Here is a 19,882-nt window from a genome sequence, read left to right as displayed (position 1 = left end):
ACCGAGAGGGAGGGGCGATGGAGCTGCACCCCGAGCGCAGGACGGGGGGCATGGACCACATCGGCCTCAGCCTCGACGTCGCGCGCAAGCACTTCAGCGCGGACGGAGTCGTCGGTCTGATCGGTCGGCTGTCCGAGCTGGGCTTCACGACTCTGCACCTGCACCTCACCGAGACCCACCGCGTGGGCGTGCGGCTGCCCGCCTTCGAGGAGATCGCCGCTCCGGACGCCTGGGACGCCGGGGACGTCGCGCGCATCGTGGAGGCGGCCGACACCGCAGGGATCGCCCTGATCCCGGAGATCGACCTGCCCTCCCACGCCGCGGCGCTGCTCGTCGGCCGAGAGCATCTGCGGCTCGTCGACCGTCACGGTACGGTCCATCCTGACCGCCTGGACGTCTCCCGACCGGAGGCGCTCCCGTTCGCTCTCGAGCTCCTCGATGCCGCCGCGTCGCTGTTCCCCGGGACGGCGGTCCATCTGGGCGGGGACGAGTACTTCGCCGCCCCGTGGGAGGACGAGGACGCCCAACATCCCGAGCGCTTCCCGAGCCTCGTCGAGCACGCCCGCCGGGAGCTCGGATCCGCGGCGACCGCGCACGACTCCTTCGCGCTGTTCGTCAACGCCCTCGCGGCACGGGCCCGGGAGCTCGGCCGCACCCCGATGCTGTGGAACGACCACGTCGTCCCCGCCTCCGAGCATCCGCTGGTCCCGATCAGCACCGACGTCGTCCTCGACGTCTGGATCCGCTGGCGCGCGTGGACCCCGTCGGTCCACGACTACCTGGACTCCGGGTACCGCGTCGTGAACTCGCACGGTGACCTGCTGTATCTCGTCCTCTCCGAGGACGACCCGCCCCAGCCCCACGGGCGCCGTCGCTCCGGACGGCTCGAGCACACCTTCGCGCCTCGTCGATTCATGGGCCTGGCCGCTGAGGACGTCCACCTCGACGTGCCGCCCGTCCCCGCGGGAGCGCCCGACCCCGTGCTCGGCGCCTCGCTGTCGATGTGGTGCGACAGTCCGGAGCTGATGGGGGAGCGGGAGGCGCTGGAGCTGCTCGACACCTGGGCGGCGCCCTTCGCCCGCGTGATGCGCGGCGGCTGATCGTCGACGGCACGGCCGGGCACCTGGCCCTCCGCCGCGTGCCGTGGAACGATGGGCACTCAACCGATCAAGTCCCCAGGAGTCCCCGTGGCGATCAGCCCGTACCCCCGCACCGGCCTGCAGATGGCCTACTTCCGCACCTGGCATGACAGGATCGCGGACCCGTCGAAGCCCAACTGTTTCGGTGACATCCCCGCCGAGGTCGACGTGGCCTTCGTGTTCCCCGACTTCACTCCTCCCGAGAACCCCTTCTGGGAGGTGCTGCGCGAGGAGTACGTGCCCGCCCTGCACGAGCGGGGCACGGCCGTCGTGCGCACCGCCGACATCGGGACGCTGCTCGATCCGTCCTTCCCCGACACCGCGAGCGGCCACCGCGCCCTCGCGGAGAAGCTCGTCGAGGAGCTCGTGCACGCGCACGGCCTGGACGGGCTCGACATCGACATGGAGAACCGCCTCGAGCCGGCGGACGCCGCGCGCGCGAGCGCGGTCTTCCACGAGCTCTCCCGCCTGGTCGGCAAGGAGTCCGGCACCGATTCGCTGCTGATCTACGACACCAACCTCGGCGGCGACCAGCCCGTCTTCCGTGACACCGCGGCGCTGTACGACTACGTGCTCGTGCAGGCCTACGGGCGCCGGATCGAGAGCCTCCAGACCACCTGGGACACCTTCGCACCGCTGATCCCCGCCGAGCGCTACCTCCTCGGCTTCTCCTTCTACGAGGAGTTCGACCTCAACCGCTGGGACGACACCTCCGAGCCGTTCGAGGAGTCCCGAGCGGTCGCCTACGCGGACTGGCAGCCCGACGGGGAGACCAAGGGCGGGATCTTCTCCTACGCGATCGACCGCGACGGCGTCGCCTTCCTCGACGACGAGATCACCGCCACCGAGTACGGCTGGACCAGGAAGCTCGCGGAGCGCCTGCGCAGCGAGCGCTGACGGCACCGCAGGACCCGGCGGCACGCCGACGGGGCCGGCCCCTCCTGGGAGGGTCCGGCCCCGTCTGCCGTCGCCGCGGCGGGAGCGGCCCGCCGCCCTCAGCCCGCCGGCTGGAGCGCCATCAGCAGCTGGGTCATGTTGCCCATGCCGCCCACCCGCGGGAAGTAGTCCACGTCGGCGGGATCGGGGAACCCGGTCCAGTTCATCTCCGAGTACATGATCCCGGTGCCGCCGCCCTGGCAGGGCGCATGCGGCGCCTGCTCGAGGAAGGCCTGCTGGACGCCCTGCACCCCCGCGGCGATCTCCTCCTGCGTCTCCGGGGTGTTCAGCGTCGAGACCAGGATCTCCATCTTCTCCCGCGCCTCGTCGCCCCAGTCCCAGCGACCCCAGTTGCCGTTGTTCGTCTCCTCCTCGATGGGAAGGATCGTCTGGTCGTACATGGTGTAGTTCGACCACGGAGAGCCCGGGTAGCCCAGACCCGTGGCGACGACGTCGAAGTCGCCGGTGGCCAGGATCGTGTCCATGACGTCCTTCGGCTTCGGGTCGAAGGTGACCTTCACCCCGAGATGCGTCTCCCAGTTCGAGACCACGATCGGCATCGTCACCATGAAGGTCGCGTTGTCGTTCTGGATCTGCAGGCTCAGCGGATGCTCGGTGCCGTCCTTCTCGAGATTCCCGGCCGCGTTCACGGACCAGTCCGACGCCTCGAGCGACGCCTTCGCGGCCTCCGCGTCCAGCGCCATCGGCTCGTCGAACTCGGGCTGCTGCAGCGACTCGTTGAGCACGGGGTCCACGCCCGCGACGTTGGGGATGGTGTACCCGATGCCGGAGGCGTCCATCACCGCGGAGTAGTCGATCGCGGCGCGGAAGGCCTTGCGCACGTCCGGATCGGCCATGGGCGAGTCGGGCTGGGCCGTCATGAAGCAGATGCCCTCCGAGGCGCCGTCGGCGATCCACGCGTAGTTGTTGGTCTCCGCCATGCCGACGAAGCCCTCGACCACGCCGGGTGCGCCGCCCTCGGCGAAGTCGACCTGGCCCTGGGTCACCTGGGTCTCGATGTTGCCGGCCTGCCCGGCAGGGACGAACTGCACCTCGCCGACCTCGGACGTGCCGCCCCAGTAGTCATCCCGCATCGTGTAGGTGACCAGCTGGGTGTCGAAGGACTCCAGGACCGCCGGACCGGTGCCGATGGGGTCGTCCATGATGTCCTGCGGGAACTCGAGGCTGTCACCGTCCTGGTAGATGTGCGCCGGGACGATCGGGTAGTACAGGGCCAGGTTCACCTCCTGCTGACGCTGGTCGCTGTTGTACTTCACGGTCACCGTGTGGTCGTCGGGCGTCTCGATCGGGGCCGAGAGCCAGACGAACTCGTCCTCGGGGGGCTCCGGGTCGGGGGTGCCGTAGATCGAGCCGAGCGTGAAGAGCACGTCGCGAGAGGTGAAGGGCTCGCCGTCGGACCAGGTGACGTCCTGGCGGAGGTGGTAGGTGACCTCCGTGCCGTCCTCGGAGTGGTCCGCGGACTCGGCGAGCATCGGCAGCAGCTGGCCGCCGTCCTTGGAGGACAGACGGAAGAGGGGCTCGTACACGAGGTCCAGCCCCGGGGCGGTGTCGCCGCCGCCGTAGCGGTTGAAGTTCTTGGCGAACTGGTTGGTCGCGGTGACGTCGGTGCCGACCACGAAGAGCCCGCCGCCCTCTCCGCCGGCGCCACCGCCGGTGCCGCCGCCCGAGCCCCCGCTCGAACAGGCCGCGGTGGTCGCAGCGAGCGTTCCGAGGCCGAGGGCGCCGAGCGCACCGCGACGGGTCATCTGTGGTGAGATCATCCTTGATCGTTCCTTCTCAACGTGCCGCGGACGCGGCGTGGGTGGTGGTGGGTGGGGAGAAATCTGGTCTCTCGTCGCCCAGGACGCACAGCACCTCGCGGCCGTCCGGCGCGGTGTAGCGGGGGATGGGAGCGCTCGTGCACTCGGGCCGCGCCAGCGGGCAGCGGTTCGCGAAGCGGCAGCCGACGACCTCGACGGAGTTGTCGACCGGGGCGGCCGACGAGGTCGTGAGAGCGGCGGAGTGGCCGGAGCCCTTGTAGTGCGCGGGGTCGGGGGCGGCGTCGATGAGCAGCCGCGTGTAGGGATGGACGGGGTCGCTGACGATCTGCTCGGTGGGGCCGGCCTCGATGATCCGCCCGCCGTACATCACGTTGATCCGGTCCGAGACGTAGCGGGCGCTGGCGATGTCGTGGGTGATGTAGAGGACGGCGAGGTTCTCGCTCTCGCGCAGGTCCGTGAGCAGGTTCAGCACCTCGAGCCGGATGGAGGCGTCGAGCATCGAGGTGGGCTCGTCGGCGAGCAGCACCTTCGGGTTCACCGCCAGGGACTTCGCGATCGCCACGCGCTGGCGCTGGCCGCCCGAGAGGTCGGTGGGGTAGCGGTCGATGTACCGCGAGGCCGGGGTGAGGTTCACCCTCTCGAGCAGCTCGGTCACCTTCCGCGCCACCGCCCTGCGCCCTGCGGCGATGCGATGGATGCGTACAGGGCGCTCGACGATGTGCCGGATCTTCTTCAGCGCGTTCAGCGAGTTGAAGGGGTCCTGGAAGATCAGCTGCACGTCGCGGTAGTAGCGGCGCTCGTCCTTGGCGGCCTTCTTCAGCGGAGCGCCGCTGACCAGCACCTCGCCCCCGGTCGGGGCGTAGATCAGGGAGAACACGCGGGCGAGGGTGGTCTTGCCGGAGCCGGACTCGCCCACCAGGGCCGCGATCTCGCCCTCGTGGAGGGTGAAGTCGATCCCGTCCAGCGCGCGCACCGTCACCTTGCCCTGGGGTCCGTCCACGCGGAAGTGCACCGAGAGGTCGCGGGTCTCGAAGACGGGCACGGCGGAGCCGTCCCGCCCGGTGGGGCCCTGCCGGGAGGAGCCGCCGCGGGAGCTGTGGCTCGTCGTGCTCATCGTTCCTCCTCGGTGGGGGTGATCGCGACCGCTCGCTGGGCGGCGTCCCGTGCGGAGGCGGCGTGCCGGGCGGCGTCCTCGGCTGCTTCGGGCGTACCGGCCTCGGGCAGCAGGTGGTCCTCGCTCTCCCCGGCCCGGTGGCAGGCCGCGACCCCGGTGGCCGTGGGCTCGAGCTCGGGCCGCTCCCGGTGGCAGAGGTCGATCGCGAGCGGGCAGCGCGGGGCGAAGGAGCAGCCGGGCGGCAGGTCCAGCAGGTCCGGGGGATTGCCGGGGATGCCGCGCAGCCGGCGCACGGGCTCGGACAGCGGCGGGAAGGAGGCCCGCAGGCCCCGCGTGTAGGGGTGCTGGGCGTCGGCGTAGAGCTGCTCGGGCATCCCCACCTCGACGATCCGCCCGCCGTACATGATCGCGATGCGGTCCGAGATCTCCAGCAGCAGGGAGAGGTCGTGGGTGACGAACACGATCGCGAAGCCGAGGGTGGCCTGCAGCTGGAGGATCTGGGTGAGGATCTGGCGCTGCATGACCACGTCCACCGCGGTGGTCGGTTCGTCCATGAACACCACCTCGGGGTACGAGGCCAGCGAGAGGGCGATCAGGGCGCGCTGCTGCATGCCGCCGGAGAGCTGGTACGAGAAGGAGCGCAGCCGCCCGGAGGGGATGCCGACCATCTCCAGCAGCTCACCGGCCCGGGCGCGGGCCGAGGCCTTGGTCGTCGAGCTGTCGTGCTCCATGATCACGTCGATGAACTGGGTCTCCAGGCGGAGCACAGGGTTCAGCGACGCCATCGCGGACTGCATGACGATCGACAGCGAGTCCCAGCGGTACCGGCGCAGCTGGTCCTCGCCGAGTGCGGTGAGGTCCACCGGATCCCCCTCGAGGGGATGGAAGCGCACCGTGCCGGCGCTGGTGACCGCCGGTGGCCGCTGGAGCCGTGAGAGGGCGCTGAGCAGGGTCGACTTGCCGGAGGCGGATTCGCCGGCGATGCCGAGGATCTCTCCGCGGCGCAGCTCGAGGTCGATGTCCCGGCAGGCGGGGACCTCGCCCTCCTCGGTGACATAGGTGACGTCCACCCCGATCGCCTCGAGCAGCAGCGGTGAGTTCTCCAGACGGCGGGCCATCTGCGTCGTGGTCTCGACGGCGATCTGCGAGGCCTCGACGATCTCCGGCACCTGCTCGGCGGTGTGTGTGGTCGCGACGCTCATGAGACGGCTCCCGTCGGGGTGGTTCGGGTGGGCGAGGCGGAGGAGGCGGCCGCCGCGCGCCGGTTGCGCTGGAGGAACTTCCGCATCAGCGTCATCCGCTTGGTGCTGAGGGTCGGGTTCGTGATCTCGTCCAGGCCGAAGTTCACCATCGTGGTGGCGAAGCCCAGCAGCGCCAGGCACAGCCCCGGTGGTACGAACCACCACCACATGCCACGGAACAGGGCGTTCATGCCGAAGGCGTAGTTGATGATCAGGCCCCAGCTGGGCTCCGCCGCGCTGCCGATGCCCAGCATCGCCATCGAGGCCTGCATGCCCACCCCGGCCGCGATGAGGGTGAGGAAGATCGGGGAGAGGATGCCGAACAGATGAGGCATGACCTCGACGAAGACGATGCGCGCCTTGGACTCGCCGATCGTGCGCAGCGCCGTGGTGAAGTCCCGCCCGCGCAGGCTCAGCGCCTGGGCGCGGATGCGGCGCGCGCCGCCGGTCCACTCGAACAGGCCGATGAGGATCGAGACGACGATCAGGGGCATCTCCCGCCAGAAGGTCGCCGCGATGATCAGCACCGGGAAGGAGGGCAGGTTCTGGAAGATCAGGATGACGCCGTTGAGCATGCGGTCCACCGCGCCTCCGAGGAACCCGGCCGCGGTGCCCATCGCGATCGCGATGAGCGAGGCGATGATCGCGGAGGCGAAGCCCACGAACATCGAGTTGTAGGTGCCGTAGAGCATCCAGGTGAGCACGTCCTGGCCGGACACCGTGGTCCCCAGGGGATGGGTCCAGCTGGGGGAGGCGCCCATCGCCTCGGGGAAGATCGTCTGCGGCGTGCGGCCCATGACCTCGGAGGAGAAGGGCTTCCCGAGCGCGGCGACCAGGGTGAACAGCCCGATGATCGTCAGGCCGAGGCCCACCTTCGGATTGCTGAGGAATCGACGGAGCATGCTCAGCTGCCCTCCCTGGTGCGCGGGTCCAGCAGCACGTACACGCTGTCCGCGATGAAGTTGAAGATCAGGCTGAGGATGATGACGATCAGCAGCAGCGCCTGCATCAGCGGGTAGTCGCGCACCGCGGTCGAGGCGCCGATCAGGCCGCCGAGGCCCGGGTAGATGAACACGGCCTCGGCCAGCACGACCGCCATCAGCACTCCGCCCATCGACATCGCCAGGCCCGTGATGTTGGGCAGCAGCGCGTTGCGCGCCGCATAGGCGTTGCGCACGCGCTCGGGGGAGAGGCCCTTGGCACGGGCCAGGTGCACGTAGTCCTCGTTGACGGTCGTGATCATCATGTTGCGCATGCTGAACAGCCAGCCCGTGAAGCCGACCACGATCAGGCAGAACAGGGGCAGGATCGAGTGGTAGGCGATGCTCAGCACCCAGTCGGTGTTCGTGAGGTCCGCGGGCCGGATCCGCTGGTTCACCGCGCCCTGGGCCGGGAACAGGCCCTGGGAGTAGGAGAGGTACCAGACCAGGAGCAGGCCCAGCCAGAACGGCGGGATCGAGGAGAAGAACATCGCGAAGGGGGTGACGAACGAGTCGAGCAGCCTGCCGGGCCGCCATCCCAGGCGTGCCCCGAGATAGGTGCCGATGATCCAGCCCAGCAGGGTCGAGATGAGGCCCAGGTAGACGGTCCACGGCAGGGCCTGCACGATGAGGTCGGTGACTTCCATCGGGTAGTACATGATCGAGCGGCCCAGGTCCAGCTGCGCGAGCTGGACGAGGTAGTTCCAGAACTGCTCCCACAGAGGGGAGTCCGGGTCGCCGTACATGTTGTGGATGATCGTCATCTGGTACTCGGACGGGCGCTGGCCCGTCTTCTCGTAGATGTCGCGGATCATCGACTGGGCCGGGTCGTTGGGCATGAGGCGGGGCAGCGCGAAGTTGAGCACCACCGAGATCAGGAAGACCACCAGGTACGTCCCTGCCCTCTTGGCCAGGAAGACCAGGTTCGGTGGGAGGCGCCGGGGCCTGCGGGCCGGGGGTGTGCTCGTCGTGACGGGGGGAGTCCCTCCCTCCGCCGACATCTGTGTCGCGCTGTTCGTCACGCCTTCTCCTGTCGTATGCCGCCGGTGGCACATCGGAGCGTCGGAATCCGGCGTCGCGTGATGCACGCAACTTAACCGGTGAATCAGAGCTTAACCGCTCCAGGGGCGCTTCCGTCAATCGGCGGCCGTCGCGTCGGACGTGCGGCCGGGGTCCGGAGGTCGCGGGCGGCGGCCGTGGTGGGGGCGGGAGTCGCGATGAGGGCGGGGAGCGTGGTGAGGGTGGGGGCCGTGACGAGGGTGGAGCGTGGTGAGGGCGGAGGCGAGTTGAGGGCGGAGGCGAGGTCCGTGGTGATCTCCCCGGTGAGGTCCGTGACCCCCGCCACCGCGTCGCGTGCGCGGCAGGACTGGCTACACATGCACTCTCTTGTATATGCTTCCGACATGATGTCTGCCGCCGGTGATCCGCTCGATCCTGCTCCCGCTGCACCCGCGTCGCGTCGCGCCCGCGCGGCCGTCGTCGGTGCCTCCGGCTACGCCGGGGGAGAGACCCTGCGTCTGCTGGCCGACCATCCCGGCATCGAGGTCGCGACCGTGACCGCCCACTCGAGCGCGGGCAGGCGCCTCAGCGAGGTCGCCCCCCACATCGATCTCGGTCACGACCCGGTGCTGCAGGAGACCGGTGTGAACACCCTGCGCGGACACGACGTCGTCGTGCTCGCCCTGCCCCACGGACAGTCCGGGGCCATCGCGGCCTCCCTGCGCGCCGAGGACCCCGACGTGCTGGTGCTCGACCTCGGGGCGGACCATCGGCTGGAGAGCGCCGAGGACTGGGCCGAGTACTACGGCAGCGAGCACTCCGGGACCTGGACCTATGGCATGCCCGAGCTGCCCCTGGCCGACGGCACCCGCCAGCGCGACCGGCTGGTCGGCGCGCGCGAGATCGCGGTCCCCGGCTGCAACGCCACCGCCGTGACCCTCGCCCTCGCCCCGCTGGTGCGGGCGGACCTCGTCGACCCCGCCGCGCTCGGCGCCGTCCTGCCCGTCGGCTACTCGGGAGCCGGCCGAGCCGCCAAGCAGCACCTGCTGTTCAGCGAGGCCTCCGGCACCGCGTCCCCGTACGCCGTGGGCGGCACCCACCGCCACGTCCCCGAGGTGCTGCAGAACCTGCGCCGCGCGAGCGGGACGCAGGGGCTGCGCCTCGGCTTCACCCCGGTGCTGGTGCCGATCAGCCGCGGCATCCTGGCCGTGTGCACCGCTCCCGTCGCCGAGGGGATCACCACCGCCGATCTGCTCGGAGCTCTCGACGCGGACTACGCGGACGAACACTTCGTGACCGTGCTGCCCGAGGGTGTCTTCCCCGCCACCGGCGAGGTGACCGGTGCGAACACGATCAGGATCGGCGCCGCCGTCGATCGCCGCAGCGGCCAGGCCACCGTGATCGCCGCGCTCGACAACCTCGTCAAGGGCACCGCGGGTGCCGCGCTCCAGTCCCTGAACCTGGCGCTCGGCCTCCCCGAGACCACGGGCCTGACCCGCACCGCGCTCGCCCCCTGACCCGGTCGCCGGGCCCCGCCGCCCGCCGGCTCGGCCATCGCCCGTCCCGTCCTCTCCCTCTCGCCCGCCCCGTCACCGCGCCGTCGTCCTGCGCGCCCGTCCCCTCCAGGAGCCTCCGTGTCGATCACCCGCCCTCGCGGCTTCCGCGCCGTCGGTCTCGCCGCCGGCATCAAGTCCACCGGCAAGGAGGATCTCGCCCTCGTCGTCAACGACGGTCCCCGCGACACCGCCGCCGCGGTGTTCACCGCGAACCGGGTCCAGGCAGCCCCCGTGCTGTGGTCCCGCCAGGCCGTCGCCGACGGCCGCGCCCGCGCCGTGGTGCTGAACTCCGGCGGCGCCAACGCCTGCACCGGCCCCGAGGGCTTCGCCGACACCCACCGCACCGCCGAGCACCTCGCCGACCGTCTCGAGCTCTCCTCCCAGGACGTGCTGGTGTGCTCGACCGGGCTGATCGGGGAGCGCCTGCCGATGGAGCCGTTGCTGGCAGGGATCACCGAGGCCGTCGGCCGCCTGGGCTCCGGCGCCGACGCCGACTCCTCGGCCTCCCGCGCGATCATGACCACCGACTCGGTCCCCAAGACCGCCGAGGCGACCACGGCCTCCGGCGCCGTCGTGGGCGGCTTCGCGAAGGGCGCCGGCATGCTCGCCCCGCAGCTGGCCACCATGCTCGTCGTGCTGACCACGGATGCCGACGTCGACGCCGCCACGGCCGACGCCGCCCTGCGCGGCGCGACCGCCACCACCTTCGACCGCGTCGACTCCGATGCCTGCATGTCCACCAACGACACCGTGATCCTGCTGGCCTCCGGCGCGAGCGGCATCGCGGTGGACGCCGACGAGCTCGGCGAGGCCGTGCGCGCCGTGAGCGCGGACCTGGCCCGCCAGCTGGTCGCCGACGCCGAGGGCGCGAGCCACGACGTCCACGTCGTCGTCACCTCCGCGAGCACCGAGCAGGCGGCGCTCGCCGTCGCCCGCGAGATCGCCCGCTCCGCTCTCGTCAAGGCCGCGATCTTCGGCAACGACCCCAACTGGGGCCGGATCGTGGCCGCCGCCGGCTGCGTGCCCGAGACGGTCGCGCCGTTCGCCGTCGAGGACCTCTCCGTCACCGTCAACGGCGTGGAGGTGTGCCGCGACGGCGGTGCCCACCGCGACCGCTCCGAGGTGGACATGACCCCGCGCGAGACCCTCATCGAGGTGGATCTCGGCGCCGGGACCGCCACCGGCGACATCTGGACCAACGACCTCACCCACGACTACGTCGAAGAGAACAGCGCCTACTCCTCATGACCAGCACCCCCGGGACACCGCAGCCGGCCGACGCGCCTCAGACCCCGCTGGTGGGCAAGAACCCGCTGGCCCAGCTCGACGCCGCCCGCACCGAGGCGAGGGAGAAGTCCGAGGTGCTCATCGAGGCGATGCCGTGGATGCAGCGCTTCCGCGGCAGGATCGTGGTGGTGAAGTACGGCGGCAACGCCATGGTCGACGACGAGCTGCGGCGCGGCTTCGCGGCGGACATCGTCTTCATGCGCCTGGCCGGCATCCACGTGGTCGTCGTCCACGGCGGCGGCCCGCAGATCAACGCGATGCTCGAGCGCGTCGGCAAGGAGTCCACCTTCCGCGGCGGTCTGCGCGTCACCGACGCCGAGACCATGGACATCGCCCGGATGGTGCTGGTGGGGCAGGTCGGTCGCGAGCTGGTGGGCCTGATCAACCACCACGGTCCCTTCGCCATCGGGATGTCCGGCGAGGACGCCCGTCTGTTCTCCGCCACCCGCCGCGGCACCGTGGTGGACGGCGAGGACGTGGACCTCGGGCACGTCGGCGCGGTGCACTCGGTGAACATCGAGTCGATCAGCGACCTCCTCGAGGGCGGCCGGATCCCGGTGATCTCCTCGATCGCTCCCGAGGTCGACGCCCACGGCGACCCCACCGGGGAGGTGCTCAACATCAACGCCGACCTCGCCGCCGCCGCCCTCGCCGAGGGCCTGGACGCCGAGAAGCTGGTGATGCTCACCGACGTCGAGGGGCTGTACCGGGACTGGCCCGACCGGGCCTCGCTGATCCCCGAGATCTCCGCCTCGGAGCTGCGCGCCATGCTTCCCGGTCTCACCGCGGGAATGATCCCCAAGGCCGAGGCCCTGCTGGGCGCGGTCGACGCCGGCGTGCGCACGGCCGCCATGATCGACGGTCGCATCGAGCACGCCGTGCTGCTGGAGGTCTTCACCACGAGAGGAGTGGGCACGATGGTCAGGAGGGACGACTATGTCTGAGCAGAGCGCCCCCGCACCGGTGCGCGCCGGCGCCGACGAGGACCTCGCCGTCCGCTACGGCGAGGCGCTGCTGCCGGTCTTCGGCACGCCGCAGCGGGTCCTCGTCCGCGGCGAGGGTGTGCACGTGTGGGACACCGAGGGGAAGCAGTACCTCGACCTCCTCGCCGGGATCGCCGTCAACGCGCTCGGCCATGCCCACCCGGCGCTGAGTGCCGCGCTCACGAAGCAGATGGGGACCCTGGGCCACGTCTCGAACTTCTTCGCCTCCGCCCCGCAGATCGAGCTGGCAGAGAAGCTCCTGACGCTCGCCGGGGCGCCTGCCGGCTCCGGCGTGTTCTTCGCGAACTCCGGCACCGAGGCCAACGAGGCGGCGTTCAAGATCGCCCGCCGCACGGGTCGCCCGCGCATCCTCGCACTGAGGAACTCCTTCCACGGCCGCACCATGGGGGCGCTCGCGCTCACCTGGAAGGAGGCCTACCGAGCCCCCTTCGAGCCGCTGCCCGGCGGCGTCGAGTTCCTCGAGGTCGGCGACGAGCAGGCCCTGGCCGAGGCGCTCGCCCCCGGCGACGTGGCCGCCGTGATCGCCGAGCCCATCCAGGGCGAGGCCGGGGTGCGCCCCCTCGGCGAGCAGTACCTGCGCGCTCTGCGTCGCCTCACCCGCGAGCACGGCACCCTGCTGATCCTCGACGAGGTCCAGACCGGGATCGGCCGCACCGGGCACTGGTTCGCGCACCAGGCGATCGAGGGTCTGCAGCCGGACGTGATGACCCTCGCCAAAGGTCTCGGCGGCGGGTTCCCGATCGGTGCGGTGATCAGCTTCGGCCCCGAGGTGCACGATCTGCTGCAGCCCGGGCAGCACGGGACCACCTTCGGAGGGAACCCGCTGGCCTCGGCGGCCGCGCTGGCGGTGCTCGGCACGATCCTCGAGGACGATCTGCTCGAGCACGTCCGCGCCGTCGGCGCGCAGCTCGAGAGCGACGTCCTCGCCCTCGGCCACCCGCTGATCGAGGGGGTGCGCGGCGCCGGCCTGCTGCGCGGCATCGGGCTGACCGCACCGATCGCCCCGCAGGTCGTCACCGCCGCCCTCGAGGCCGGGTTCATCCTCAATGCCCCCGACGCCTCCACGCTGCGGCTCGCCCCGCCGCTGGTGATCACCACGGCGCAGATGGACACCTTCGTGACCGCCCTGCCCGCCCTGCTCGAGGCCGCCGCCCCCGAAGGAGAGAACTGAGATGCCCCGCCACTTCCTGCGCGACGACGACCTGAGCCCGGCCGAGCAGAAGGAGGTCCTCGCCCTCGCGCTCGAGCTCGCGGGCGACCGCTTCGCCCGCCGTCCGCTCGAGGGTCCGCGCACCGTCGCGATCCTGTTCGACAAGTCCTCCACCCGCACCCGGATCTCGTTCGCGACCGGCGTCGCCGAGCTCGGCGGCAGCCCGCTGGTCATGGAGGCCGGCACCAGCCAGCTGGGCCGCGGCGAGTCGATCGCGGACACCACGCAGGTGCTCACCCGCATGGTCTCCGCGATCGTGTGGCGCACCTTCGGGCAGGAGCGCATCGAGGAGATGGCGGCGGCCGCGACCGTCCCGGTCGTCAACGCGCTCACGGACGAGTTCCATCCCTGCCAGATCCTCGCCGATCTGCAGACGATCGCCGAGCACACCGGAGGGCTGGCCGCAGGGGACGCCGCCCTGGCCGGACGCTCGCTGGCCTACCTCGGCGACGGCGCGAACAACATGTCCCACTCGTACTTGCTCGGCGGTGCGACCGCCGGCATGGACGTGCGGATCGCCGCCCCCGCCTCCCACCAGCCCGCTCCCGAGGTGCTGGCCCGGGCCCGGGAGATCGCCGCGAGCACCGGAGGCGCGGTCACCGTCACCGAGGACCCGCGCGCCGCGGTCGTCGGCGCGAGCGCCGTCCTCACCGACACCTGGGTGTCGATGGGGCAGGAGGGGGAGCACGGCCGCGGTGAGGAGACCTTCTCGCCCTATCAGGTCACCGAGGAGCTCATGGAGCTCTCCGGCGGGATCTTCCTGCACTGCCTGCCCGCCTACCGGGGCAAGGAGGTCGCCGCCTCGGTGCTCGACGGACCCGCCTCCGTCGTGTGGGACGAGGCGGAGAACCGCCTGCATGCCCAGAAGGCCCTGCTGACGTGGCTGCTGGATCACCCCGACGAGCACACCGCGGTCCAGGCCCGCCCGCGGGAGGAGGCGCGATGAGCGACTCCCGGCGGGCGCTGGCCCAGACCAAGACCTCGCGCCAGCAGCGCATCGTCCAGCTCCTGACCCACCAGGAGGTCTCCTCGCAGTCGCAGCTCGCGCTGCTGCTGATCTCCGAGGGCATCGAGGTCACCCAGGCCACCCTGTCCCGGGACCTGGTCGAGCTGCAGGCGGAGAAGGTGCGCGGATCGGCCGGCAGCCTCGTCTACCGCCTCCCCCCGGAGGGTGGGACGCCGCGCCCCGCGAGCGCTCCGGAGAACGAGCTGCTCGAGGCGCGCCTGCCGCGTCTCGCCGAGGGGCTGCTGGTCTCCGCGGAGGCCAGCGGCAACCTCGTGGTGGTGCGCACCCCTCCTGGTGGTGCGCAGTATCTCGCATCCGCGATGGACCGTTCGGTGATGCCGGACGTCCTCGGTACGATCGCGGGTGACGACACCGTGCTGCTGGTCTCCCGCGACCCCGCCGGCGGTGACCGGCTCGCCGAGCGCCTGCTCGATCTCGCGGAGGGCCGACGGGAGTCCGCGGAGCCCCCCGGTCCCGGACCGCTCGCCGACCCCGAGGCGGGTCCCGGCGCCTGAACCGCCCCGCGGCACCCGACCTCCGTGCCCGTCCCGACCGACCACGACCACCGCGACCCACGACCACCGTGAACCTCGAGCGCAGTGAGCCTCGAGTTCTGTGAACCACGACTAGGAGCTACTCCCGTGACCGAACGCATCGTCCTCGCCTACTCCGGCGGCCTCGACACCTCCGTCGCCATCGGCTGGATCCACGACGCCACCGGCGCCGACGTCATCGCCTGCGCGGTGGACGTGGGCCAGGGCGGAGAGGACCTCGAGGTCATCCGCCAGCGCGCCCTGGACTGCGGCGCCGTCGAGGCCTACGTCGCCGATGCCCGCGACGAGTTCGCCGACGAGTACTGCATGCCCGCGCTCAAGGCGAACGCGCTGTACATGGACGCCTACCCGAACGTCTCCGCGATCTCCCGTCCCGTGATCACCAAGCACCTGGTCAAGGCGGCCAAGAAGTACGGCGCCACCACGGTCGCCCACGGCTGCACCGGCAAGGGCAACGACCAGGTCCGCTTCGAGGTCTCGATCACCTCGCTGGCCCCCGAGCTCAAGTGCATCGCCCCGGTGCGCGACCTCGCGCTCACCCGCGACAAGGCGATCGACTACGCCGAGCGCAAGGGCCTGCCGATCGCGACCACCAAGCACAACCCGTTCTCGATCGACCAGAACGTGTGGGGCCGCGCGATCGAGACCGGCTTCCTCGAGGACATCTGGAACGAGCCCACCAAGGACGTCTTCAGCTACACGGACGACCCGGCGTTCCCCCCGGTCGCCGACGAGGTCGTGATCTCCTTCGAGCGCGGTGTGCCGGTCGCGATCGACGGGCGGAGCGTCACGGCGCTCGAGGCGATCCAGGAGCTGAACCGTCGCGCCGGCGCCCAGGGCATCGGCCGCATCGACATCGTCGAGGACCGTCTGGTGGGCATCAAGTCCCGCGAGGTGTACGAGGCGCCCGGCGCGATGACGCTGATCACCGCCCACCAGGAGCTCGAGCGCGTCACCCTCGAGCGCGAGCAGTCCCGCTTCAAGCGCACCGTCGGCGATCGCTGGACCGAGCTGGTCTACGACGGTCAGTGGTTCTCGCCGCTGAAGAAGTCCCTGGACGCCTTCATCGAGGACACCCAGCGCTACGTGAACGGCGACATCCGGATGTCCCTCCACGGCGGCCGCGCCACCGTCACCGGACGCCGCTCCGAGACCGGTCTGTACGACTTCAACCTCGCCACCTACGACGAGGGCGACACCTTCGACCAGGCCAGCGCGCGTGGCTTCATCGACATCTACGGCCTCGCGGCCAAGCAGGCAGCGGCCCGCGATGTCGCCTTCGGCAACGGCGAGGACCTCGACGCCGCCGGGGAGCAGGCATGAGCCAGGACGGCACAGCTCCCGTCGGCGCGACCCCCGCCGCCGGCTCGCCCACGGGCGACGCCGATCCGTCGGCCGCGCAGGAGAAGGCCTCGCTGTGGGGCGGACGCTTCGGCTCCGGCCCCGCCGCGGCGCTGGCTGCGCTGTCGGTGTCGACGCACTTCGACTGGCGCCTGGCGCAGTACGACCTGCGCGGCTCGGCGGCGCACGCGAACGTCCTCCACGCCGCCGGGCTGCTCAGCGACGACGAGCTGGCCCGGATGCAGGACGCCCTGGAGCAGCTCGCGGCCGACGTCGCCTCCGGCGGGTTCGTCGCCGCGCCCGATGACGAGGACGTGCACACCGCTCTCGAGCGGGGCCTGATCGAGCGGGCCGGGACCGAGCTCGGTGGCAAGCTGCGCGCGGGCCGTTCCCGCAACGACCAGATCGCGACGCTGATCCGGCTGTACCTGCGCGACCAGGCGCGCGCGATCGGCGACCAGGTCCTCGACCTCGTGGACGTGCTGGTCGCACGGGCGCGTGAGGTGCACGGTGCGCCCATGCCCGGGCGCACCCATCTCCAGCACGCCCAGCCGCTGCTGCTGAGCCATCACCTGCTGGCCCACGCGTGGCCGCTGCTGCGGGACGTGGAGCGGCTGCGGGACCTCGACGCCCGAGCGGACTCCTCGCCCTACGGGTCCGGGGCGCTCGCGGGGTCGAGCCTGGGGCTGGATCCGCAGGCCGTCGCCGCGGAGCTCGGCTTCTCGGACTCGGTGTGGAACTCGATCGACGGGACCGCCTCCCGTGACCTCACGGCCGAGTTCTCCTTCGTGCTCGCGATGATCGGCATCGACCTGTCTCGCCTGGCCGAGGAGGTCATCCTGTGGAACACCAAGGAGTTCTCGTTCATCACCCTGGACGACTCCTTCTCCACCGGCTCCTCGATCATGCCGCAGAAGAAGAACCCTGACATCGCCGAGCTCGCCCGCGGCAAGGCCGGGCGCGTCGTCGGCGACCTGGTGGGACTGCTGACCACGCTCAAGGCGCTGCCGCTCGCGTACAACCGGGACCTGCAGGAGGACAAGGAGCCGGTCTTCGACCAGGTCGACTCGCTGGATCTGGTGCTGCCGGCCTTCACCGGCATGATGGCGACGCTCGTGTTCCACACCGAGCGCATGGCAGAGCTCGCCCCGCAGGGCTTCTCGCTCGCCACCGACATCGCCGACCACCTGGTGCGGCGCGGGGTCCCCTTCCGCAGCGCCCATGAGATCTCAGGGGCCTGCGTGAAGGTCGCCGAGTCCCAGGGCAAGGAGCTGTGGGATCTCACCGACGACGAGCTGAGCGGGATCTCCGAGCATCTGGACGGCTCCGTCCGCTCGGTGCTCTCGGTCGAGGGGTCGATCGCCTCCCGGGATGCGAAGGGGGGCACCGCTCCGGTGCGGGTCGCCGAGCAGGAGGACGCCGTCTCCACGGCGCTCTCCGCGCTGCGGGACTTCACCCGCGATCGCACCGACCCGCGCTCCGCCTGAGGCTCCGGCGACGGCTCCGATGGCGGTTCCGCCGCCCGCGGTCGACCGTCGTCGGACCGCTGCCCGTCGCCCGCTGGGCGCCATGCCGCCATACGTCGTGCGTCCGCGCCGTGCGCTGGGGCGCGGAGAGGGAGACGGCTCGGTGGCGCATCGCGCACCGCCGAGGGCGGATCTGTGACAATGGCGCTCGGGCCCGGCAGCGGGCCCGTCGGGCACGACGACCGGACCCCGGTCCCCGTCGGCCCGTCCACCGCTCCGGCCCACGCGGCCCGACCCCTGGGCACCCGAGGTGCCCGCTCGAGAGGAACCGATCGATGCATTCCGTCCTGGATGAGCTCGCCTGGCGAGGACTCGTCGTGCAGACCACCGGGCGCGAGGCGCTCGGCAGCGCTCTGGCGGACGGACCGCTCAGCCTGTATTGCGGGTTCGACCCGACCGCCGCGTCGCTGCACGTGGGCCACCTGACCCAGGTGCTCACCATGCGGCGACTGCAGCTCGCGGGCCACCACCCGTATGCGCTGGTGGGCGGAGCGACAGGATTGATCGGCGACCCGCGGATGTCGGGGGAGCGCGTCCTGAACGACGGTGAGATCGTCGCGAGCTGGGTGGACAGCCTGCGAGGGCAGATCTCGCGCTTCCTCGACCTCGAGGGCGAGTACGCGGTGACGATGGTGGACAACCTCGACTGGATCGGGCAGATGAGCGCGCTCGACTTCCTGCGCGACATGGGCAAGCACTTCCGCATGGGGACGATGCTCGCCAAGGACACAGTGGCCCGACGTCTCCAGAGCGACGAGGGGATCAGCTACACGGAGTTCAGCTACCAGGTGCTCCAGGGCATCGACTATCTCGAGCTGAACCGGCGCCACGGCGTCTCCCTGCAGTACGGAGGCAACGACCAGTGGGGCAATCTCCTCTCGGGCGTCGACCTGATCCACAAGGTCGAGGGGCGTGACGTGCATGCGATGACCACACCGCTGGTCACGAAGGCGGACGGCACCAAGTTCGGCAAGAGTGAGGGCGGCGCCGTCTGGCTCGACGCAGAGCTCACCAGCCCGTACGCGTTCCACCAGTTCTGGCTCAACGCCGCCGATGCCGACGTCGTGAACTACCTGAAGTACTTCACCTTCCGCACCCAGGAGCAGATCGCCGAGCTCGAGCACGCCACGGCGACCAGCTCGCACGAGCGCCGGGCGCAGAAAACCCTCGCGGACGACCTGACCACGATGGTCCATGGGGAGACGGCCACCGCTCAGGCGAGAGCGGCGGCCGCGGTGCTCTTCGGCCGCGGCGACGTCAGGGAACTCGACGAGCACACCCTCGCGACGATCGCGCGGGAGCTGCCCGGAGCGGCCGTCAGCAGGACCACGCCGCTGGTGGACGCGTTCATCGAGGTGGGGATCGCGGGGTCGAAGGGAGCTGCTCGAAGGGATGCCGAGGGCGGAGGACTCTCGGTCAACGGCGAGAAGATCTCGGCCGACGACCTCCCCCGGGAGATCGGCGATCTCGCCGCACTCCCCGGTGGCCATCTGCTGCTGCGCCGCGGTCGGAAGAACGCCGCGATGGTGCGCCTGGCCGGCTGAGCCCGTCCTTCGTCGGGTGAGCACCGCGCCCGGCACGATTCGCACCCGGAGGAGCCCCGGGGTCCTGTCACGAACCGGACCCCGGGGCTCCTTCTGATCCACAGGTCCGCCGTTCCTGGCCCGGCGGGCCTCCCCGGCGGGCCGCCTAGGCGAGGGCGCGGCAAACTGTCAAGTCGACGATAAGGGGCGGTGACCCCCCTCTCAGACGTGGGTCACACCGGGGCGACGGAGCGCTTTCCGCGAGCGAAAAAAGCTCCCTGACCTGGATGTCAGTACGCGCGGTAGGTCCCGGAGGGGCCGATTCGGCGGGTTTGACGGCCCCCGCCGGGACCCGTAATGTCTTCCCTTGTCAGCAGCGAGGACGCGGACACGACGGGCCGAGCATCTCCCACGGGAGACAGGCGGAACGGCGTGGAGCGGACTGGCAGCGGACGGCCGGATCGGGAGACCGAGACGGCGGCCGTGACGGATGGTCGCAGGGCGGATCGCAGGTCGATGCGCACGAGACCGGAAGCACACGGAGCGGAGTTGGACCGGAGCGCGAAGAACTGCTAGAGTAGGGACTCGCGCCGGGACGACGAAGACAAGAAGTCGTCGGACGGAAACCTCCGCCGGCGCCCGAGCCTCAGAACTCACCCGTGGAAACGGGCTGATGATGATGTGC

Annotated in this window: 16 protein-coding genes; 11 read left to right on the top strand and 5 right to left on the bottom strand. The window is 71.0% G+C overall.

The window, feature by feature from the left end; genetic code table 11:
* Positions 1 to 17: 17 nt before the first annotated feature.
* Positions 18 to 1,100 (top strand): family 20 glycosylhydrolase, encoded by a 1,083-nt coding sequence (locus ACT3SP_RS18235; protein ID WP_444588709.1) that lies wholly within the window; start codon positions 18 to 20, stop codon positions 1,098 to 1,100.
* Between the two features lie 87 nt (positions 1,101 to 1,187).
* Positions 1,188 to 2,036, top strand: coding sequence for an EndoS/ChiA family endoglycosidase (locus ACT3SP_RS18230; RefSeq protein WP_444588708.1), 849 nt, complete (start codon positions 1,188 to 1,190; stop codon positions 2,034 to 2,036).
* A gap of 98 nt (positions 2,037 to 2,134) precedes the next feature.
* On the opposite strand, the gene ACT3SP_RS18225 is transcribed toward ACT3SP_RS18230, so the two are convergent.
* From ACT3SP_RS18225 to ACT3SP_RS18205, 5 genes are read right to left on the bottom strand one after another with little or no spacing between them, the layout of a single operon-like run.
* Positions 2,135 to 3,856 carry an ABC transporter substrate-binding protein gene (locus ACT3SP_RS18225; RefSeq protein ID WP_444588707.1) on the bottom strand — a complete coding sequence of 574 codons (1,722 nt, stop codon included), beginning with the start codon at positions 3,854 to 3,856 and terminating at the stop codon, positions 2,135 to 2,137.
* Positions 3,857 to 3,872: 16 nt separating this feature from the next.
* On the bottom strand, positions 3,873 to 4,970 hold the full coding sequence (locus ACT3SP_RS18220) for an ABC transporter ATP-binding protein (RefSeq protein WP_444588706.1): 1,098 nt from the start codon (positions 4,968 to 4,970) through the stop codon (positions 3,873 to 3,875).
* Positions 4,967 to 6,172, bottom strand: a complete 1,206-nt coding sequence (locus tag ACT3SP_RS18215; protein WP_444588705.1) for an ABC transporter ATP-binding protein — start codon at positions 6,170 to 6,172, stop codon at positions 4,967 to 4,969. Before ACT3SP_RS18215 ends, ACT3SP_RS18220 begins: the two co-directional genes overlap by 4 nt.
* Entirely contained in the window at positions 6,169 to 7,113 is a 945-nt protein-coding gene (locus ACT3SP_RS18210; RefSeq protein ID WP_444588704.1) for an ABC transporter permease, read from the bottom strand. The genes ACT3SP_RS18215 and ACT3SP_RS18210 overlap by 4 nt, the downstream gene beginning before the upstream one ends.
* A 2-nt stretch (positions 7,114 to 7,115) precedes the next feature.
* Entirely contained in the window at positions 7,116 to 8,213 is a 1,098-nt protein-coding gene (locus ACT3SP_RS18205) for an ABC transporter permease (protein WP_444588703.1), read from the bottom strand.
* A gap of 384 nt (positions 8,214 to 8,597) precedes the next feature.
* Here ACT3SP_RS18205 and argC point away from each other — a divergent pair, with 384 nt between their 5' ends.
* The 9 genes from argC to tyrS all read left to right on the top strand — a co-directional run bounded on the left by argC (position 8,598) and on the right by tyrS (position 19,218).
* A complete protein-coding gene (argC, locus tag ACT3SP_RS18200) occupies positions 8,598 to 9,707 on the top strand; it encodes an N-acetyl-gamma-glutamyl-phosphate reductase (protein ID WP_444588716.1) in 1,110 nt (369 codons plus the stop codon).
* Between the two features lie 117 nt (positions 9,708 to 9,824).
* Positions 9,825 to 10,994: a bifunctional glutamate N-acetyltransferase/amino-acid acetyltransferase ArgJ gene (gene argJ / locus ACT3SP_RS18195; RefSeq protein ID WP_444588702.1), complete on the top strand. Its 1,170-nt coding sequence runs from the start codon at positions 9,825 to 9,827 to the stop codon at positions 10,992 to 10,994.
* Positions 10,991 to 11,977, top strand: coding sequence for an acetylglutamate kinase (argB, locus tag ACT3SP_RS18190; RefSeq protein ID WP_444588701.1), 987 nt, complete (start codon positions 10,991 to 10,993; stop codon positions 11,975 to 11,977). The genes argJ and argB overlap by 4 nt, the downstream gene beginning before the upstream one ends.
* The gene (locus tag ACT3SP_RS18185) at positions 11,970 to 13,208 is read left to right on the top strand and encodes an acetylornithine transaminase (protein WP_444588700.1); all 1,239 of its coding nucleotides are present in this window, start codon (positions 11,970 to 11,972) and stop codon (positions 13,206 to 13,208) included. The genes argB and ACT3SP_RS18185 overlap by 8 nt, the downstream gene beginning before the upstream one ends.
* Position 13,209: 1 nt before the next feature.
* Positions 13,210 to 14,193, top strand: a complete 984-nt coding sequence (gene argF, locus ACT3SP_RS18180) for an ornithine carbamoyltransferase (protein ID WP_444588699.1) — start codon at positions 13,210 to 13,212, stop codon at positions 14,191 to 14,193.
* Positions 14,190 to 14,768, top strand: coding sequence for an arginine repressor (locus ACT3SP_RS18175; RefSeq protein WP_444588698.1), 579 nt, complete (start codon positions 14,190 to 14,192; stop codon positions 14,766 to 14,768). Before argF ends, ACT3SP_RS18175 begins: the two co-directional genes overlap by 4 nt.
* A 126-nt stretch (positions 14,769 to 14,894) precedes the next feature.
* Positions 14,895 to 16,130, top strand: coding sequence for an argininosuccinate synthase (locus ACT3SP_RS18170; protein WP_444588697.1), 1,236 nt, complete (start codon positions 14,895 to 14,897; stop codon positions 16,128 to 16,130).
* The gene (gene argH, locus ACT3SP_RS18165; protein ID WP_444588696.1) at positions 16,127 to 17,635 is read left to right on the top strand and encodes an argininosuccinate lyase; all 1,509 of its coding nucleotides are present in this window, start codon (positions 16,127 to 16,129) and stop codon (positions 17,633 to 17,635) included. Before ACT3SP_RS18170 ends, argH begins: the two co-directional genes overlap by 4 nt.
* A 314-nt stretch (positions 17,636 to 17,949) precedes the next feature.
* A complete protein-coding gene (gene tyrS / locus ACT3SP_RS18160; RefSeq protein ID WP_444588695.1) occupies positions 17,950 to 19,218 on the top strand; it encodes a tyrosine--tRNA ligase in 1,269 nt (422 codons plus the stop codon).
* Positions 19,219 to 19,882 lie beyond the last annotated feature (664 nt).

This window comes from Brachybacterium sp. AOP43-C2-M15, from assembly GCF_052446295.1.
Lineage (GTDB): Bacteria > Actinomycetota > Actinomycetes > Actinomycetales > Dermabacteraceae > Brachybacterium.
This window is presented reverse-complemented; position numbering and strand designations above follow the sequence as displayed.

What these genes read in the sequence shown, in the direction of transcription:
- ACT3SP_RS18220 (WP_444588706.1), bottom strand. Translation starts at nt 4,970, where the DNA reads ATGAGCACGACGAGCCACAGCTCCCGCGGCGGCTCCTCCCGGCAGGGC.
- ACT3SP_RS18235 (WP_444588709.1), top strand. Translation starts at nt 18, where the DNA reads ATGGAGCTGCACCCCGAGCGCAGGACGGGGGGCATGGACCACATCGGC.
- ACT3SP_RS18175 (WP_444588698.1), top strand. Translation starts at nt 14,190, where the DNA reads ATGAGCGACTCCCGGCGGGCGCTGGCCCAGACCAAGACCTCGCGCCAG.
- ACT3SP_RS18215 (WP_444588705.1), bottom strand. Translation starts at nt 6,172, where the DNA reads ATGAGCGTCGCGACCACACACACCGCCGAGCAGGTGCCGGAGATCGTC.
- ACT3SP_RS18185 (WP_444588700.1), top strand. Translation starts at nt 11,970, where the DNA reads ATGTCTGAGCAGAGCGCCCCCGCACCGGTGCGCGCCGGCGCCGACGAG.
- ACT3SP_RS18210 (WP_444588704.1), bottom strand. Translation starts at nt 7,113, where the DNA reads ATGCTCCGTCGATTCCTCAGCAATCCGAAGGTGGGCCTCGGCCTGACG.
- tyrS (WP_444588695.1), top strand. Translation starts at nt 17,950, where the DNA reads ATGCATTCCGTCCTGGATGAGCTCGCCTGGCGAGGACTCGTCGTGCAG.
- argB (WP_444588701.1), top strand. Translation starts at nt 10,991, where the DNA reads ATGACCAGCACCCCCGGGACACCGCAGCCGGCCGACGCGCCTCAGACC.
- argC (WP_444588716.1), top strand. Translation starts at nt 8,598, where the DNA reads ATGTCTGCCGCCGGTGATCCGCTCGATCCTGCTCCCGCTGCACCCGCG.
- argH (WP_444588696.1), top strand. Translation starts at nt 16,127, where the DNA reads ATGAGCCAGGACGGCACAGCTCCCGTCGGCGCGACCCCCGCCGCCGGC.
- ACT3SP_RS18225 (WP_444588707.1), bottom strand. Translation starts at nt 3,856, where the DNA reads ATGATCTCACCACAGATGACCCGTCGCGGTGCGCTCGGCGCCCTCGGC.
- argF (WP_444588699.1), top strand. Translation starts at nt 13,210, where the DNA reads ATGCCCCGCCACTTCCTGCGCGACGACGACCTGAGCCCGGCCGAGCAG.